At 74.8% G+C, this 16,897-nt stretch carries 15 protein-coding genes; 3 read left to right on the top strand and 12 right to left on the bottom strand.

The window, feature by feature from the left end; all coding sequences use genetic code 11:
- Positions 1–81: 81 nt before the first annotated feature.
- From O7600_RS10290 to O7600_RS10265, 6 genes are all read right to left on the bottom strand, one after another.
- A complete protein-coding gene (locus tag O7600_RS10290; protein ID WP_281593390.1) occupies positions 82–618 on the bottom strand; it encodes a DinB family protein in 537 nt (178 codons plus the stop codon).
- The gene (locus O7600_RS10285; protein WP_281594304.1) at positions 615–782 is read right to left on the bottom strand and encodes a hypothetical protein; all 168 of its coding nucleotides are present in this window, start codon (positions 780–782) and stop codon (positions 615–617) included. The genes O7600_RS10290 and O7600_RS10285 overlap by 4 nt, the downstream gene beginning before the upstream one ends.
- A 4-nt stretch (positions 783–786) precedes the next feature.
- Complete coding sequence (locus O7600_RS10280) at positions 787–1,740, bottom strand: LLM class flavin-dependent oxidoreductase (protein WP_281593389.1); 954 nt, start codon at positions 1,738–1,740, stop codon at positions 787–789.
- Between the two features lie 81 nt (positions 1,741–1,821).
- Positions 1,822–2,700, bottom strand: a complete 879-nt coding sequence (locus O7600_RS10275; protein WP_099164210.1) for an oxidoreductase — start codon at positions 2,698–2,700, stop codon at positions 1,822–1,824.
- Between the two features lie 81 nt (positions 2,701–2,781).
- Positions 2,782–4,116, bottom strand: coding sequence for a low temperature requirement protein A (locus tag O7600_RS10270; RefSeq protein ID WP_281593388.1), 1,335 nt, complete (start codon positions 4,114–4,116; stop codon positions 2,782–2,784).
- A 60-nt stretch (positions 4,117–4,176) separates the two neighbouring features.
- Entirely contained in the window at positions 4,177–4,743 is a 567-nt protein-coding gene (locus O7600_RS10265) for a TetR/AcrR family transcriptional regulator (RefSeq protein ID WP_281593387.1), read from the bottom strand.
- Between the two features lie 147 nt (positions 4,744–4,890).
- Here O7600_RS10265 and O7600_RS10260 point away from each other — a divergent pair, with 147 nt between their 5' ends.
- The gene (locus O7600_RS10260; RefSeq protein ID WP_281593386.1) at positions 4,891–5,835 is read left to right on the top strand and encodes an SDR family NAD(P)-dependent oxidoreductase; all 945 of its coding nucleotides are present in this window, start codon (positions 4,891–4,893) and stop codon (positions 5,833–5,835) included.
- Positions 5,836–5,893: 58 nt separating this feature from the next.
- Here O7600_RS10260 and sucB read toward each other — a convergent pair whose 3' ends face one another.
- Together sucB and lpdA are read right to left on the bottom strand one after the other, a co-directional pair.
- Positions 5,894–7,759, bottom strand: a complete 1,866-nt coding sequence (gene sucB / locus O7600_RS10255) for a 2-oxoglutarate dehydrogenase, E2 component, dihydrolipoamide succinyltransferase (RefSeq protein WP_281593385.1) — start codon at positions 7,757–7,759, stop codon at positions 5,894–5,896.
- A 66-nt stretch (positions 7,760–7,825) separates the two neighbouring features.
- Positions 7,826–9,217 carry a dihydrolipoyl dehydrogenase gene (gene lpdA, locus O7600_RS10250; protein WP_281593384.1) on the bottom strand — a complete coding sequence of 464 codons (1,392 nt, stop codon included), beginning with the start codon at positions 9,215–9,217 and terminating at the stop codon, positions 7,826–7,828.
- 177 nt (positions 9,218–9,394) lie between these two features.
- Here lpdA and O7600_RS10245 point away from each other — a divergent pair, with 177 nt between their 5' ends.
- Positions 9,395–9,724: a hypothetical protein gene (locus O7600_RS10245; protein ID WP_281593383.1), complete on the top strand. Its 330-nt coding sequence runs from the start codon at positions 9,395–9,397 to the stop codon at positions 9,722–9,724.
- Between the two features lie 83 nt (positions 9,725–9,807).
- Here the strand turns inward: O7600_RS10245 and O7600_RS10240 are convergent, their stop codons facing one another.
- The gene (locus O7600_RS10240; RefSeq protein ID WP_281593382.1) at positions 9,808–11,376 is read right to left on the bottom strand and encodes a leucyl aminopeptidase; all 1,569 of its coding nucleotides are present in this window, start codon (positions 11,374–11,376) and stop codon (positions 9,808–9,810) included.
- Positions 11,377–11,541: 165 nt separating this feature from the next.
- On the opposite strand from O7600_RS10240, the gene gcvT reads away from it, so the two are divergent.
- A complete protein-coding gene (gene gcvT, locus O7600_RS10235; protein WP_281593381.1) occupies positions 11,542–12,666 on the top strand; it encodes a glycine cleavage system aminomethyltransferase GcvT in 1,125 nt (374 codons plus the stop codon).
- A 10-nt stretch (positions 12,667–12,676) separates the two neighbouring features.
- Here the strand turns inward: gcvT and O7600_RS10230 are convergent, their stop codons facing one another.
- The 3 genes from O7600_RS10230 to O7600_RS10220 form a co-directional block, all read right to left on the bottom strand.
- Entirely contained in the window at positions 12,677–13,969 is a 1,293-nt protein-coding gene (locus O7600_RS10230; RefSeq protein ID WP_281593380.1) for a DUF2314 domain-containing protein, read from the bottom strand.
- 62 nt (positions 13,970–14,031) lie between these two features.
- Positions 14,032–14,805 carry an adenosylcobinamide-GDP ribazoletransferase gene (locus O7600_RS10225; RefSeq protein WP_281593379.1) on the bottom strand — a complete coding sequence of 258 codons (774 nt, stop codon included), beginning with the start codon at positions 14,803–14,805 and terminating at the stop codon, positions 14,032–14,034.
- Complete coding sequence (locus O7600_RS10220) at positions 14,795–16,759, bottom strand: bifunctional adenosylcobinamide kinase/adenosylcobinamide-phosphate guanylyltransferase (protein ID WP_281593378.1); 1,965 nt, start codon at positions 16,757–16,759, stop codon at positions 14,795–14,797. The genes O7600_RS10225 and O7600_RS10220 overlap by 11 nt, the downstream gene beginning before the upstream one ends.
- Between the last annotated feature and the right edge of the window lie 138 nt (positions 16,760–16,897).

The following is a 16,897-nucleotide window of genomic DNA, read 5'->3' as shown; positions in this document are numbered from 1 at the left end:
CGAGTACGGAGCGCGATCCGGATGCGTTGAGCGAAATCACTCACTCGTCACGCCCCCGTGTTGCGGAGTCGTCTCACTCACTCACTCGCCCGTGCGGCCGTCGACGGCCTCGCGCAGGATGTCGGCCTGGCCCAGGTGCCGGGCGTACTCGTCGATCATGTGCAGGAGCACCCAGCGCAGCGATCGTTCGGCCCCGGTCCCCGGCGTGCGCCCGACCGCGTCGAGGGGGAGGGCGGCGGCGATCCGGCGGGAGGTCGCCACCTGGTCCCGCCAGATCGCGAAGGTGCCCGGGCCGGTGGCGTCGGCGACGTCGTGGAACGGCGCGTCGAAGTCGTCGGTCAGGTCGAACAGGTCGCCGGGCCAGGGCGCGTCCGCGACCACGCCCTGGAAGTACCAGCGTTCGACGGTCGCGAGGTGCCGGACCAGGCCGAGCAGGGACAGGCCGGTGGACGGCACCGGCCGCGACCGCAACTGCTCGTCGGACAGGTCGGCGCACTTGCGGACCAGGGCGTCGCGCTGGAAGTCGAGGAACGTGTCGAGCAGCGTGCGCTCGTCCGCGCCGGGCGGCAGCGCGAAGCGGCGGTCGGACCCGGCGTCTCCGGGCGTCACGGCGCTCACGCCGCCGCCGTAGCCGTGCGCAGGTCGGCCAGGAGGCGCTCCACCTCGGCGTACGCCGTCTCCAGCAGCGGTCCGTGGGCCAGCGCGCCGCCGATCGCCCGGCAGCCCATGCCGATGGCGCTGACCTCGATGCCGCTGCGCCCGAGTCGTCGTGTCGTCGTCATGGCCTCAGTGTCCTATCTCGAGTGCGCTCGACGTCGACCCGTTTCCGGCCAGCCGGGGCAGGAGCGGCGCGAGCGCGGCGACGGCGTCGGCGCGTACCACGAAACGGGTGACGCCCCAGCGGCGCTCGTGCCCGGCGACGGCCGCGGCGATCTCGTCGGCGGTGCCGGCCAGCACGAACGGAGTGGCCAGCACCTCCGCCGGCGTGAGGCCGGTCTCGGCGGCCGTCTCCGCGGCGACCGACTCGGCGTCGTCGGTCACGGCGAACCGCTGGACCAGCGCCTCCAGGACCGGCGGCGCGCCACGGCCGGCCGCGCCGGCCGCCACGTGGGCGAGCTGCGCCTCGATCTGGTCGGCCCGCCAGCGGGCCTCGTGCTGGTGGCCGTCGGCGAGGGTGCGGCCGAAGCCGGTCAGGCCGACCACGTCGGCGTGCGCGCCGGCCCAGCGCAGCAGCGTCGAGTTGGCCGTGCCCATGGTGAGCGGGATCCGGTCCTGGACCGGCCGGGGCGCGTCCAGGCGGGCGGCGTGGGCGGTCAGGTCCGGCGTGTCGACGGTGACCTCGTCACCGGCCAGCAGCGCCCGCACCGCCTCGGCCACCGCGACGCAGCGGCGGACCCGGCCGGCGACGTCGGGACGTTCGCGCCCGACCGCCCGCCACTCGGCCGGGGTGTGGCCGGCGCCGAGGCCGAGCCCGGCCCGCCCGCCGGAGACCACGTCCAGGGTGGCCACGTCGGCGGCGAGCAGGACCGGCTCCCGGACGCCGGCGTTGGAGACGTACGAGCGCAGGCGCAGCGTGCCGGTCACCGCCGCCGCGGCGGCGAGCGCCACGAACGGGGACGGGCCGGAGCCGGGATGGTCGGCCGCGGACAGCGCGTCGAAACCGGCGGCCTCGACGGTGCGGGCCAGCTCCACCCAGCTCGCCGCGTCGGTGGGCCGGGCCTGTACGGAGAAGGTCGCCATCGGCCCAGTCTCCGGCCGCGCCCCTCGCCGCACCCACCCCTTCTGCCGAGGGCCGAAGGGGTGGGGACCCGGCCCGACACCTCACACGGCGTCGAGGCGGGCCAGGTCGGCGGGGGAGAGGCGCAGGGCGCCGGCGGCGATGTTCTGCTCCAGGTGTGCCGGGTTGCCGGTGCCGGGGATCGCGAGCACGTTCGGGCCGCGTCCCAACGTCCAGGCCAGCCGGATCTGGGCCGGGCTGACACCGTGTTCGCGGGCCACGGCGACGACCTCCGGGTGCTCCTCGCCGGTGGCGCCGGCCTCCCGCCCGCTGGTGACGATGGAGAAGAACGGCACGAACGCGGTGCCGTGCGCGGCGCAGTCCCGGATCAGCTCGTCGTGGCTGCGACGGTAGCCGAGGCCGTACGAGTTCTGCACGCAGACCACCGGCGCGACCGTCCGCGCCTCGGCGACCTGGTGCGGGCGCACCGCCGAGACGCCGAGGTGCCGGATCAGCCCGGCGTCGACCAGCTCGGCGAGCGCGCCGTAGTGCTCGGCCAGCGGCTCCGGGCCGTGCACCCGCAGGTTGACCACGTCGAGGTGGTCCCGGCCGAGCTGGCGGAGGTTCTCCTCGACCTGGCCGCGCAACTGGTCCGGCCGGGCCGCCGGCAGCCACCCGCCGGACGGGTCCCGACCCGGTCCGACCTTGGTCACGATGACCAGGTCCTCCGGGTACGGCCACAGCGCCCGGTTGATCAGCTCGTTGGCGGAGCGCAGCGGGGAGAAGTAGAACGCCGCCGTGTCGATGTGGTTGACGCCCAGCTCGACCGCGCGGCGCAGCACGGCGACGGCCCGGTCCCGGTCGCTCGGGCTGCCGTCGGCGTTCGCGGTCAGCCGCATCGCGCCGAGGCCCATCCGGTTGACGGTCAGGTCGCCGAGCTGCCAGGTGCCGGCCGCGCCGGCGTGGACGGTGTCGGTGGTCATGGGGTCCCCGTTCTGTCGTGGCCCGGTGGTGGACCGAGTGGTTCCACGGACAGGACCCCCGGTCGGTTCACCGCTTCGCGCTCACTCGCCCTCGTCGCGGTCGTCGGGCTGCTCGTGCCAGCGGGCCCGCCACGCCGCCTCGTGCGCCTCGTGGCTGGCCCGCTCCTCGAAGACCAGCTTCCGCAGCGCCCGCCGGCCCTCGTCGAAGACGATCACCTCGACGGCCACCATACCGACCGTGATCGCGGTCAGCAGGCCCAGCGCGGCCAGGCCCGGCACCCGCTCGGCCAGCGGGATCGACACGCCGAGCAGGAGCACGGCCGCGACCCGGGTCCAGCTCAGCGTGCGCAGCGTCCGCGCCTGGAACAGCATGTTGCCGCAGAGATAGCAGGCCACCCCGCCGAAGAGCAGTGGCACGGCGGGCCCGTGCGCCGGTTCGCCCGGCGACACGTTCGGGTCGGCGATGCCGTGCACGATCATCTCGGCGCCGAGCGCGAACAGGATGATGCCCGCGATCATCGGCAGGAACAGGTACGCGTACGCGTCCCGGGCCATCGCCACCCGCGGACCGCCTTCGGCGGCGTGCAGAGCGATCCGGGCGGCCGGCCCGACCATGTCGTAGTGCGCCCACCAGAGCGCGGCGGTGAAGAAGATGCCGAGCACCGCCGCCGCCACGGCCGGCCAGGTGGGCGGCTGCCCGAGCAGGTTGCTGCCCACCCCGACCGAGATGACCGACTCGCCCAGCGCGATGATCAGGATGAGGTCGTACCGCTCGGTCCAGTGCTCGGCCGAGGCGACGCCCCAGCCCCACGTGCCGGCGACGAGGCCGGTGCTGTACTGCAGCACCACGACGGTCGCCCACAGCCCGTCCCGCACCGCCGCCGCCGAGGTGAGACCGTCGACCGTCGGCGGCACCAGCGCGGCGACCAGCAGCAGCGCGGTGCTGCCGATCACCTCCGGGGCGAACCGGACCAGTTGCCGGCGCTCGTTCGGGCTGTCCCGCACGACGTGCAGGTAGAGCAGCAGGTGCACCAGCCGCAGCACGGTGTAGCTCAGCGCCGCGACGATCGGTCCGGCCGCGTTGCCGCGCGGGTCGCGGAACGCGTTCGGCAGCGACAGCGCGAACGTGAACAGCGCGGCCATGCCGACGGTCATGAGCACCGGGACGAAACCCTCGCCGAGGCGTACCCGGGTGGCCACCACGCTGTGCACCACCCACGACCACCAGAGCACGGCGAGGACCAGCAGCGCGTGCAGCAGCGCGCCGCCGGTCACCTGGAGCGCGGTGGCCCGGGTGATGATGAAGAACGAGAAGACGAAGACCAGGTCGAAGAAGATCTCGAACCGGTCCACCCGGGCCCCCGGGGCCACCGGCACGGCCGGCCCGAGGCGCCCCCGCCACCCGTACCCGCTCACCGGCCGAGTCTGTCAGCGCCCCGGCGGCGGCGGGCCGGAACGACGCGGACCGCGTCCCGGTCAGCCCTGCCGGTGACGCAGCCCGTCCATCAGCAGGTCGAGCAGGCGGCCGGCCTGGTCGCGCTGGTCGGGCTCACCGGCCACCAGGGAGACGCCGCTCAGGCTCGCGAGCACGTCGGCGGGGGCCACGTCGGCGCGTACGGTGCCCTCGGCCGCGCCGGCCGCCAGCAGGTCGCCCAGCGCGGCGAGCAGCCGGTCCCGGCTGTGCGCGTACGGGTTGGCGCCGGAGGCGATGGCGAGCCGCAGCGCGTCGGCCATGCCCCGCTTGGTGGCGAGGTAGTCGACGAACCGGTCCATCCACGCGCGCAGCGCCGCCTCGGCGGGCCGGTCCGCCAGCAGTTCCGGCCCGGCGTCGCAGAGCTTGGCCAGCTCACTGCGGTAGGCCGCCTCGATCAACGCCTCCCGGGTCGGGAAGTGGCGGTAGAGGGTGCCGATGCCGACCCCGGCCTCCTTGGCGACCCGATCCAGCGTTACCTCGGCGCCTGCCCGGGAAAACGCCTGGACTGCGGCGTCCAGCAGTCGCTGCCGGTTGCGCAGCGCGTCGGCGCGCAGCGGTCGGTCGGGCACGGCTCCTCCTCGGCTCGACCGGAGCACGCGTCCGGCCGGACTGGCAACCGGAGGATCCTCCGGTTACTGTAGCGTTAACGGAGGGTCCTCCGCTTCTCATCGTAGCGGGCGGACGTCGATCCGCCCCGCCGTCGACAAGGATGGATCATGACCACCAGCACTCCCGTCACCACCCCGTTCTCCCGCGAGACCACCGCCCTGGAGGTGGTCCGCGACCTCGACCTGACCGGCCGGCGCGCCGTCGTCACCGGCGGCGCCTCCGGGATCGGCGTCGAGACCGCCCGCGCGCTCGCCGCCGCCGGGGCGGACGTCACCCTCGCGGTCCGCAACCCGGACGCCGGGCAGCGCGCCGCCGCCGACATCACCGGCACCACCGGCAACGACCGGATCCTGGTCGCCCCGCTCGATCTCGCCGACCTCGACTCGGTGGCGGCCTTCGTCCGCACCTGGGACGGCCCGCTGCACATGCTGGTCAACAACGCCGGCATCATGGCCTCGCCCGAGATGCGCACCGAGCAGGGCTGGGAGATGCAGTTCGCGACCAACCACCTCGGGCACTTCGCCCTGGCCACCGGGCTGCACCCCGCACTCGCCGCGGCCGGGGGCGCGCGGGTCGTCTCGGTCAGCTCGGCGGCCCACCTGCGCTCGGCCGTGGTCTTCGACGACATCCACTTCCGGCAGCGGCCGTACGACCCGTGGGAGGCGTACGGCCAGTCCAAGACCGCGAACGTGCTCTTCGCGGTCGAGGCCAGCCGGCGCTGGGCCGACGACGGGATCGTCGTCGACGCGCTGATGCCGGGCGCGATCCGGACCAACCTCCAGCGCTACATCAGCGACGAGGAACTGGACCGGATGCGCGCGCAGAGCGGCGGCGGGGCGGCCTACTGGAAGACGCCCGAGCAGGGGGCGGCCACCTCGGTGCTGGTCGCGGCCTCGCCGCTGGTCGCCGGCGCCGGTGGCCGGTACTTCGAGGACTGCCAGGAGGCCGGGGTGAACCAGCCGGGCACCCGCACCGGCTACGCCCCGTACGCCCGGGACCCGGAGGCCGCGCAGCGGCTGTGGACGGTCTCCGAGGAGCACCTGCGCGGCTGACCCGCGAAACGTCGGAGGGGCGCGCGGCAGTCGCCGCGCGCCCCTCCGCCGTCGAACGTCAGAGGCCCAGCTCGGCCTCGAAGTTGCCGGCCTCCAGCCGCTCCTTGACCGAGGTCAGGAAGCGGGCGGCGTCGGCGCCGTCGATCAGGCGGTGGTCGTACGACATGGCCAGGTAGACCATCGACCGCACCGCGATGACCTCGCCCAGCTCCGGGTCGTTGACCACGACCGGACGCTTCACCACGGCACCCGTGCCGAGCATCGCCGACTGCGGCGACGGCACGATCGGGGTGTCGAAGAGCGCGCCCCGGCTGCCGGTGTTGGTCAGCGTGAACGTCGCACCGGCCATCTCGTCCGGAGTGATCTTGTTGGCCCGGGTGCGCTCGGCCAGGTCGGCGATCCGCTTGGCGATGCCGCCCATGTTGAGGTCACCGGCGTTGTGGATGACCGGCACGAGCAGCCCGCGCTCGGTGTCCACCGCGATGCCCAGGTGCTCGGCGGCCGGGTAGGTGATCGTGCCGCCCTCCAGGTCCATGCTGGCCTGGATGATCGGGTGGGTCTGCAGCGCCTCGATCGCGGCCAGGGCGAAGAACGGCAGGAAGGACAGCTTCACGCCGTGCTTGGCCTGGAACGAGTCCTTGGCCCGGGCCCGCAGCTTGGCGACCTTGGTGACGTCGACCTCGACGACCGTGGTCAGCTGCGCCGTCTCGTGCAGCGACTGCTGCATCCGCTTGGCGATGGTCGCCCGGATCCGCGGCAGCTTCTCCGTGGTGCCCCGCTTGGCGCTCGGCTGCGGCTTGGCGGCCGGCTGGGCCGGCGCCTTCGCGGCGGCGGGCTCGGCGGCGGCCGGCGCGGCCGTGGCGGCCTTCGCCTTCTCGGCCGCCTCCAGCACGTCCTGCTTGCGGATCCGGCCACCCACGCCGGTGCCGTTGACCGAACCCAGGTCGACGCCGTGCTCGGCGGCGAGCTTGCGGACCAGCGGCGTCACGTAGCCGGCGGCCTCCTCGCCGCCGCCCTGGGCCGGCGCGGTCGGACGCTGCGGGGTGGCGGTCGGCGCGGCCGGCTGGGCGGCCTGCTCGGCCTTGGCCGGCTGCGCGGCCGTCTCCGCCTCGGCGGACGGCTCGTTGTAGGACAGGCCCGGGGTCGGCTCCTCGACCTTCGGCTCCGGCTTCGGCTCGGCCTTGGGCTTCGCCTCCGGCTTCGGCTCGGGCTTCGCCTCCGCCTTGGGCTCGGGCTTCGGCTCCGCCTTCGGCTGGGCCGGCGCGGCGCCGGCCGCCCCGACGATCGCCAGCACGGCGCCGACGTCGGCGGTCTCGTCCTCGGCGACCTTGATCTCCTGCAGCGTGCCGGCGACCGGCGACGGGATCTCGGTGTCGACCTTGTCGGTGGAGACCTCCAGCAGCGGCTCGTCCACCTCGACGGTCTCGCCGACCTGCTTGAGCCAGCGGGTGACCGTACCCTCGGTGACGCTCTCGCCCAGGGCCGGCATGGTCACCGGGGTGCCCTCGCCCGACGGCGCGGCGGGCTGGGCCGGCTCCTCGACGGCCGGCTGCTCGGCCTCGGCGCCCGGCTCGGCGGCGGCCTGCTCGGCCTGCTGCTCCGGCTCGGGGCCGGTGCCCTCGGCGGCGGCGGTCGGCTCGGTGGCCGGCTCGGCCTCCTCGGTGGGGGCCGCGCCCGCGTCCTCGCCCTCACCGGCGATGACGGCCAGCTCGCTGCCGACCTCGGCGGTCTCGTCCTCGCCGACCACGATCCGGCTCAGCACGCCCGCCGCGGGCGACGGGATCTCGGTGTCGACCTTGTCGGTCGACACCTCGAGCAGGGGCTCGTCGACCTCGACGGTGTCACCCTCCTGCTTGAGCCAGCGCGTGACGGTGCCCTCGGTGACGCTCTCGCCGAGCCGGGGCATGGTGACCGATACCGGCATGTTCTCCAGACTCCTTCATTCCCCTGGTGGGATCATCGCCCGTCGCCGGACGCCGCGGTTGTCGTGTCAGGCGTGCGCGTGCAGCGGCTTGCCGGCCAGGGCCAGGTGCGCCTCGCCCAGGGCCTCGTTCTGGGTCGGGTGGGCGTGCACGAGCTGCGCCACCTCGGCCGGGTAGGCCTCCCAGTTGTAGATGAGCTGGGCCTCGCCGATCAGCTCACCCACCCGGGCGCCGACCATGTGCACGCCGACCACCGGGCCGTCGTCCACCCGGACCAGCTTCACGTGGCCGGCGGTCTTGAGGATCTGGCTCTTGCCGTTGCCGCCCAGGTTGTAGTTGTAGGTCTTGATCTTGTCGGCGCCGTACTGCTCCTTGGCCTTCGCCTCGGTCAGGCCGACCGAGGCCAGCTCCGGGTCGCAGTAGGTGACGCGCGGGATGCCGGCCTCGTCGATCACGGCCGGGGTCTTCCCGGCGATCTCCTCGGCGACGAAGATGCCCTGCTGGAAGCCGCGGTGCGCGAGCTGGAGGCCGGGCACGATGTCGCCGACCGCGTAGACGTTCGGCACGCTGGTGCGCAGCCGCTCGTCGGTCAGCACGTAGCCGCGGTCCATCTTGACGCCCTGCTCCTCGTAGCCGAGGTTGGCGGTGTTCGGGCCGCGGCCCACGGCGACCAGCAGCAGCTCGGCCTCGACCGTGTCGCCACCGGAGATCGTCAGCTTGACGCCGTTGTCCGTCTTCTCGACCTTCTCGAACGGCTTGCCGACCTTGAAGTTGATCTTCCGCTTGCGGAACGCCCGCTCCAGCGCCTTCGACGACTCCTCGTCCTCGGCGGCGACCAGGCGGGGCAGCGCCTCGACGATGGTCACGTCAACGCCGAAGGACTTCCAGACGCTGGCGAACTCGACGCCGATCACGCCGCCGCCGAGCACGATCGCCGACGCCGGGACGCGGTCCAGGGTCAGCGCGTGGTCGCTGGTGATAATCCGCTCGCCGTCGACCTCCAGGCCGGGCAGGCTCTTCGCGTACGAGCCGGAGGCCAGCACGATGTTGCGGCCGGTGTAGCGCTTGCCGTCGACCTCGACCACGTTCTTGCCGACCAGCTTGCCGTGGCCCTCGACGATGGTGATCGCCTTGTTGCTCTTGAGCATCCCCTGGAGGCCCTTGTACAGGCGGGCGATCACGCCGTCCTTGTACGAGTTGACGCCCGCCATGTCGATGCCCACCAGCTCGGCCTTCACGCCGAACTGCTCGGACTCGCGGGTCTGGTCGGCGATCTCAGCCGCGTGCAGCAGCGCCTTGGTCGGGATGCAGCCGTTGTGCAGGCAGGTCCCGCCGAGCTTGCCCTTCTCGATGAGCGCGACGGAGAGATCCAGCTGGGCGGCGCGCAGCGCGGTCGCGTAGCCGCCGCTACCACCTCCGAGGATGACGATGTCGAAGGTCGTGTCGTTCGGCTCGCTCACATCCAACTCCCAGGTCGCGTCACTGCATCGGGGGTTACGGCGGAGTAACAGGCACACCCCACCTCGGTCATCTTGTCACCACCCCGGGCCGAGCGCGTACCGAGGTGCCCAACGACACGTCGACGACACGTACCCTTGGCATCGTCTTCGATGATGTCCGGGGGAGGAGTGGGTCCGGTGGCGCTGTTCCGACGACGCAAGCGGGTGGCCGCGGTGAGCCGCGACCGGGCCGCCGACCGCGCCGATCTGGACCACCTTGAGAACTTCGTCCGCAGTCGGCGGGGCGTCGAGGCGTTCCTGGAGCCGCGGACGACGGTCACCGAGACCACCGTGATGCTGATCGCCGACGACGGCGAGTGGACCCGTCGGCGGGTCGGCAGCCCGGACGAGGCCCGCCGGTGGGCCCACAAGATCGCGATCCCGATCTACGACGTGCGGCTGATGGGCTACCCGCAGCGGATGCGCGACTACAACGAGCGCCGCAAGCGCCGTCCCGAGCTGTTCTAAGCCGTCCGAGCCGTCCGAGCGCACGTGTTAAGAAGGGCCCCTTCTACAACGCCAGGCGTTAAGAAGGGGCCCTTCCTTGCACGTCAGCCGTTGGCGGCGACGTCGTCCACCAGGTGGAGCAGGGTACGCACCGGCACGCCGGTGCCGCCCTTGGTCCAGTAGCCGGTCGCCTCGCCCGAGTGGTAGCCCGGCCCGGCGATGTCGATGTGCGCCCAGGCCACGTCGTCGGTGACGAACTCGCGCAGGAACACGCCGCCCTGCAGCATGTGCCCGGCCCGGTCCATCCCGGCGTTGACCTGCGAGATGTCCGCGACCTCGGACTCCATGCCCTTGCGCACGTCGTCCGGCAGCGGCATCGGCCAGGCCGGCTCGCCGGTCGCGTCACCGGCCACCCGGACCCGCTCGCACAGCTCCGGGGTGCCCATCACGCCGGCGATCCGCTTGCCCAGCGCGACCACCTGGCCGCCGGTCAGCGTCGAGGTCTCGAACAGGTAGTCGGCGCCGTCCTCGCACGCCCGGGCGATGGCGTCGGCCAGCACCATCCGGCCCTCGGCGTCGGTGTTGAGCACCTCCACCTTCTTGCCGTTGTACATGCTGATCACGTCGCCCGGCCGGTAGCTGGTGCCCGACGGCATGTTCTCCGCCATCGGCAGGTAGCCGGTGACCGTCACCGACGGCTTGAGCGCCGCGACCGCCAGCATGGCCGCGCCGACCGCCGCCGCGCCGGCCATGTCCGACTTCATCTCCCACATGCCCTGCGCCGGCTTGATCGAGATGCCGCCGGTGTCGAACGTGATGCCCTTGCCGACCAGCGCGACCCGCTTGCCGTTGCCGCCGCCCGCGGGGGTGTAGGTGAGCTTCACCAGCCGCGGCGGGGCCTCGGAGCCCTGACCGACCGCGAGGATGCCGCCGTAGCCGCCGGCGGCCAGCGCCGCCTCGTCCAGCACCTCGACCTCCAGCCCCGCCTCGCGGGCGGCGGCGGAGACGACGTCGGCGAACGCCGGGGGACGCAGCTCGTTCGGTGCGGTGTTCACCCAGTCCCGACTGGCCCGCACCGCGCCGGCCACCGCCTGCGCGCGGGTGACCTCGGCCTGGGCGGTCCCGTCGGCCGCGTCCGGCACCGCGACCAGCACCTCGGCCACCGGCTCCCGCCGGGTCGGCTGCGGCTTGGTCTTGTAGCCGGCGAACCGGTAGCCGCCGAGCAGCGCGCCCTCGGCGACCGCGCGCAGCGCGGCCGGCGCGTCGGCGTCGTCGGGCAGCGGCAGGGCGAGGGCGACGCGCGGGGCGCCGGCCAGCGCCCGGACCGCGGCGCCGGCGGCGCGGCGCAGCGACTCGGGCCCGGGTGCGGCGCCGGAGGGCTCCGGGCCGAGCCCGACGGCGGCGACCACCGGGGCGGTCACCGTGCCCAGCGTGGCCAGCTTGATCACCTCGCCGGGGCCACCGGTCGCGCCGAGCAGGGCCAGCGTCTCGGTCAGCTTGCCGTCGAACGCGGCGGCGATGCTCTCCGCGCCGCTGGCCAGCAGCAGAGCGTCGGCGGGTGCGCCGCTGCCCGGCTCGGTGGACTGGCTGTGCACGCCGATCACGATCGCGTCGACGGCGAGTTCGGCGGGGTCGGTGTCGACCAGGCTGAGGGTGGTGCGGGGCGATGTCACGAAAGCTACTCCGGGCGGGCCGGGCCGGCCGCGTCGTCGCGTACCGGCGGTGAAGGTCTCTCCGGCGGCAACCTACCCGTCGGAGGCGTGGCTGTCCCGCCGATGGGCCTCGACGGGATCCCGCCGATGCTAACCAGCCCGGTCCGGGCCGGTAAGTTGCCACCCATGACCGAGGTGACCTCCGACGCCGCCGAGACCCGGCTGCGCCGCTCCCCGCTGCACGAGCGACACACCGCGCTCGGCGCGAAGTTCGCCCCCTTCGGGGGCTGGCAGATGCCGCTGGAGTACGCCGGCGGCGGCGTGCTCAAGGAGCACACCGCCGTGCGGACCGCTGTGGGTGTGTTCGACGTCTCCCACCTGGGCAAGGTCCGGGTCACCGGGCCGGGCGCCGCCGACTTCGTCAACGCCTGCCTGACCAACGACCTCGGCCGGATCGCGCCCGGAAAGGCGCAGTACACGCTCTGCTGCGACGACGCCACCGGCGGCGTGGTGGACGACATCATCGCCTACCTGCACGCCGACGACCACGTCTTCCTGGTGCCGAACGCGGCCAACACCGCCGAGGTGGCCCGCCGGTTGCGCGCCGCCGCGCCGGACGGCGTGACCGTCACCGACGAGCACGAGGCGTACGCCGTGCTCGCGGTCCAGGGGCCGCGCTCGGCGGAACTGCTCGACGGGCTCGGCCTGCCCACCGGGCACGAGTACATGAGCTTCTCCACCGCCGCGCTGGCCGGCGTGGAGCTGACCGTCTGCCGCACCGGCTACACCGGCGAGCTGGGCTACGAGCTGGTCGTGCCCGCCGAGCACGCGGTCGCGGTCTGGGACGCGCTGCTCGCCGCCGCCGACGAGGTGCGCGCCTGCGGCCTGGCCGCCCGGGACACGCTGCGCACCGAGATGGGCTACCCGCTGCACGGGCAGGACCTCTCCCCGGAGATCACCCCGGTGCAGGGGCGCTCCGGCTGGGCGGTGGGCTGGGACAAGCCGGCCTTCTGGGGCCGGGACGCGCTGCGTGCCGAGAAGGCCGCCGGTCCGGCCCGTACGCTGCGCGGCCTCACCGCCGTCGACCGGGCCATCCCGCGTCCCGGCATGGCCGTGTACGCCGGCGACACGCAGGTCGGCGTCGTCACCAGCGGCACGTTCAGCCCGACGCTCAAGCACGGCGTCGCGCTGGCGCTGGTCGCCACCGACCCGAAGCTGCCCGACGGCGAGGAGCTGGAGGTCGACATCCGCAGCCGGCGGGCCCGGATGCGCCTGACGAAGCCCCCCTTCGTCCAGCCCTCCGTCCGCTGAACCGCGCGGGTCAGTCCTCGGCGAGGCGCTCGCCGGCGTCGAGGACGGCCTGCGTCCAGCCGCCCTCCAGCACGCCGGTGCCGTCCAGCACGGCCCAGTCGACCACGTCCGACGCCTCCACCACGACCGGCGAACCGATCCGCACGCCGGGGTCGGTGTCGGCGTCGCTGGCGCTGGCGCCGACGATCCGCTCCGGTACCTCCCAGGAGGTCACCCCGGCCCAGACGTACTCGGGGCCCTCGTCGCCGGGCAGGCCGTACTTGACCACCAGCTGGCTCTCGTCGGGCAGCCGGCCGGACAGGAACCGGGCCCGGATGTCGCCGAGCGAGGCGCGGGCGGTGGCCACCGCCCGGCTCATCGCGTCGCCGGTGCGGGTGTAACGGACGTCCGGCTGGATGCCGCTGAACAGCGTCGCGCAGGCGGCGGCGAAGTAGCGCCCGGGCGGGCCCGGGTGGCCGGCCGGCGGGTTGAGGCTCAGGAACGAGTCGGCGTCCGGGTCGGTGGCCGGGTCCAGCTCCAACCGCAGCAGCACCGGGGCCGTCGCGCCGTGCTGCTCCGGATTGCCGTACGCGACCGCGATGTCGTGCCCGGTCACCGTGGCCAGCACCGGCAGCTGCACGAACGCCGGCACCTCCTCGCCGGCCAGCCCGTCGGTCCAGTCCCGCAGCAGCCGCCGGGCCGCCCCGGTCATCACCGCGCCCCAGGCCCGGGTGAGGTGGTCCGGCACGCCCTGGGCCTGCAACTCCAGCAGCCCGAACCGGCGCAGCCCCTTGGTGGTGAACCAGAGCCCGTCGGCGTCCGAGGAGTAGGGCACCAGCACCCAGTCGACCAGCCGGATCCGGCCGTGCTCGTCGGGCAGCGAGCGCAGCGCGGCCGCCGGGTCGAGGAACTGGAGCCCGAAGACGTCCACCACGTCCCCGCCGACCGTTTCGGCGACCGCCGCGGCCACCGCCCGGGCCGCCCACTCGTGCGCCGGCGGCCAGCCCGGCCGGTATTCGGCCTGCACCACCACCAGGTGGGTGGCGGCGGCCAGCCGGGCCAACTGCTCGTCGGTGGCGCCGAACGCGCTGAGCAGGTCCGGCGGCAGCTCCGGGAACTCGTCGACGGTGCGTGTGTCCACGCTCATCAGGGGGCTGTCCAGCATCTGCTTCGCCAGCCCGTGCACCGGCTCGGCGAGCCGGCCGGCCAGGCCCTCGACCGCGGTCTTCGGGCTGACCCGGGGCAGCCCGGCGATCGGCACCAGATAGGTCGCGTCGAGCGACTCGGGCACCGGTACGGGCAGGAAGTCGTCCGTGATGAGCATGTCGTCCCCCTCGACCGCGCCGGTGCACCAACCCGAACGCTACCCGTCCGACCGGGTGCCGATCAGCCGGTCAGGACCAGTCCCAGGTAGGACAGCGTGGTGACGATCTCCACGAGGGCGCCGAGGACGTCGCCGGTGATCCCGCCGAAGCGGCGTACCAGGTGTCGCCGGAGCCCGGCCGCGACGGCCAGCGCGCCGAGCACGGCGAGCGGCCCCTGCCACGGGCGGGCCGGCACGGCGGGCGCGGCCAGCAGTGCCACGGCGAGCGCGCCGACGGTCGGGGCCACCCACCCCACGGTGCCGGCCACCAGCGCGCCCAGGCCCTCCGGCCGGGCCGCCGGCACCCCGCGGCGGCAGGCCAGCGTCACTCCCAGCCGCCCGGCCGCCGTGGCCGCGACCACCGCGGCGAGCGCCGCGACCGCGTCCCGTCCGACCAGCTCCGCGAGCACCGCGGTCTGGAGCAGGAGGACGAGCACCAGCGCGACCACCCCGAACGGGCCGACGTCCGGCTGCTTCATGATCTCCAGGGCGGCCGGGCCGCGGCGGTAGGAGCCGAGCGCGTCCACGGTGTCGGCCAGCCCGTCCAGGTGCAGGCCCCGGGTGAGCAGCGCGCCCAACCCGACGGTGAGCCCGGCGGCGACCAGCGGCGGGGTGACGGCGCCGGCGAGCAGCAGCACCCCACCGAGCAGCGCGCCGAGCAGCGCGCCGACCGCCGGGGCCAGGGCCATCGCGGTGCCGGCGGTGGCCCGGTCGACCCGGCCGGCGCGCAGCGGCGCGGTGGTGAACGTGGTCAGCGCCAGCCGGACGCCGTCGGCGAGCCGGGCCTCAGTCGGCACGTCGGCCGGGGAAGACCGGCTCGTCCGCGCCGGTCGTGGTCGGTCCCGGGCCGGCCGGCTCCGGCTCGGCGAAGTCCGGCTCGTCCGCGCCGGTCGTGGCCGGTCCCGGTCCGGCCGGCTCGGGCTCCGCGAAACTCTCGTCCTCCGCGCCGCCGCCGAGCGACGGGTGCACCGGCAGGGTGGCGGCCAGCGTCAGCGCCGAACGCAGCAGCGGCAGGGCGGCCAGCGCGGTCGCCCCCTCGCCCAGGTCGAGGCGCAGGTCCAGCAGCGGTGTCAGGCCGAGGACGTCGGCGGCGAGCCGCACCCCGGGACGGCCGCCGTGGTCGGGCAGCAGGCACCAGTGCCGGGCCTGCCCGGCCAGGTCGCGGCTGACCATCCCGGCGGCGGTGCCGACCGGGCCGTCCAGCAGCACCGGGACCCGTCGGGCGGTGGCGCCGAGCAGCACCCCGGTGGCCATCGCGATGTCGCCGCCGCCCAGCTCGGAGAGGATGTCGTGGGCCTCCCGGGGCGAGCGCCGGGTGCGGTGCAGCGCGTCCCGGACGGCCGCGCAGCGGACCATCCAGGCCGCGTCGTCGATCTCGCCCTGCTCGTTCACCACCCGGCCGAGCACGGCCGGGGGTTCCGCGCCGGCCGTGGCCGCCAGCACCGCGGCGGCCGCCGCCTCGGCGCCGGCCCCGCACGCCGCCAGCACCAGCAGCTGTACGCCGGCGTCGGCGGCCTGCTCGGCCAGGCGCCAGCCGTAGCGCAGCGCCGCCTCGACCTGGTCGGCGGGAAGCGCCGGACCGTCCTCGAACGGCGCCGAGGTGGGCGCCTCGACGACCTGGAGGCTGGCGCCGTTCTCGGCGGCCAGCCGGGCCAACGCGCCCCGGCCGGCACGGGCCTGCCGGGCGCGGCGGGCCGACTCGCCGGGCGCCGCCCCGGCCGACGCGCCGCCGTCGTGGTCGCCGTGCAGCAGCAGCACCCGGACGGTGTCCCACGGGCGCGGGGTGGCGGTGCCCTGGGTGGCGGCGGCGAAGCCGACCACCTGCTCCAGCAGGCCGAGCCCGGCGCCGGGGACGTCGAGCGTGGCAAGCCGGTCGACCGCCTGCGGCCCGGTGTAGTCGTCCGGCATCGGCAGTTCCATGCCGGGCTGGATGACCAGCCCGGTGGCGATCATCGGCAGCGCCATGGTGGGGGCCGCCCAGTCGCCCGCGCCGGACGTCCCGCCCTGCCCCGGGGTGGGCACCGGCCCGGCGGTCGGGGTGAGCACCTCGGGCAGCGCCACGTCCGGCACGGCCCGACCGCCAGCGTCCGGGACGGAGGTGGGCCCGGGCTGGGTGGCCGCTGCCGTCGCCGTGCCGGCCGACGGTTGCGTGGGCGCGGGGCCTCCCGGGGCGGCCGGCCGTTCCGCCGGGACGGCGGCCGGGGTGGGCGGCTTGAGCCAGGCGGTCTGGCCGGCCACCACGAGCGCGACCGCGTCGCAGGCGTCGGCGACCGCCCGGTTGGTCGCGCCCAGCGCGTCGGTGAACGCCCGGCCCAGCGGCGTGGTGGGCACCAGCGACAGGCCGACCTCCGGGCTGACCAGCACCAGCCGCGCCTGGCTCGCACGGACCGCGGCGGCCAGCTCGGCGACGGTGGCGGTGTCGTCGGCCGGCTGGTGGGCCGGGTCGAGCAGCACGGTGACCCAGCCGCCGAGGTCGTCCACGAGCACGGTGTCGTTCGGGCCGGCGGCGGTGATCAGCTCGGCCAGCCGGCCCGGATCCGCCGCGGTCTCCTCGGTGGTCCAGCTCCCCGGCCGGCGGGCGCGGTGCGCCGCGAGGCGGCCCGCCCACTCGGTGTCCTCCGGGTCCCCGGAAGGGGCGGTGGCCACGTATCGGACCGTGGGCGCGTCGGCGACCAGTGACTCGGCGAACTCGGACTTGCCGGAGCGGATACCGCCGAGCACGAGGAGGGTGTGCCACCCGTCAACGGACATGCCCGTACCTTAGTTCTCCCGCCCGCACCCCGCCCTTCCCGGCCCGTCCTTGCCCGCCGCCGGCGTCGATCTTGCAGTTGTCGCCCCCGAGATGCGGGGAATGCCGGTTGTGTCGGGGCGGCAACCGCAAGATCGCGG

The sequence above is a fragment of the Micromonospora sp. WMMA1998 genome (assembly GCF_027497375.1).
Lineage (GTDB): Bacteria > Actinomycetota > Actinomycetes > Mycobacteriales > Micromonosporaceae > Micromonospora > Micromonospora sediminicola.
This window is presented reverse-complemented; position numbering and strand designations above follow the sequence as displayed.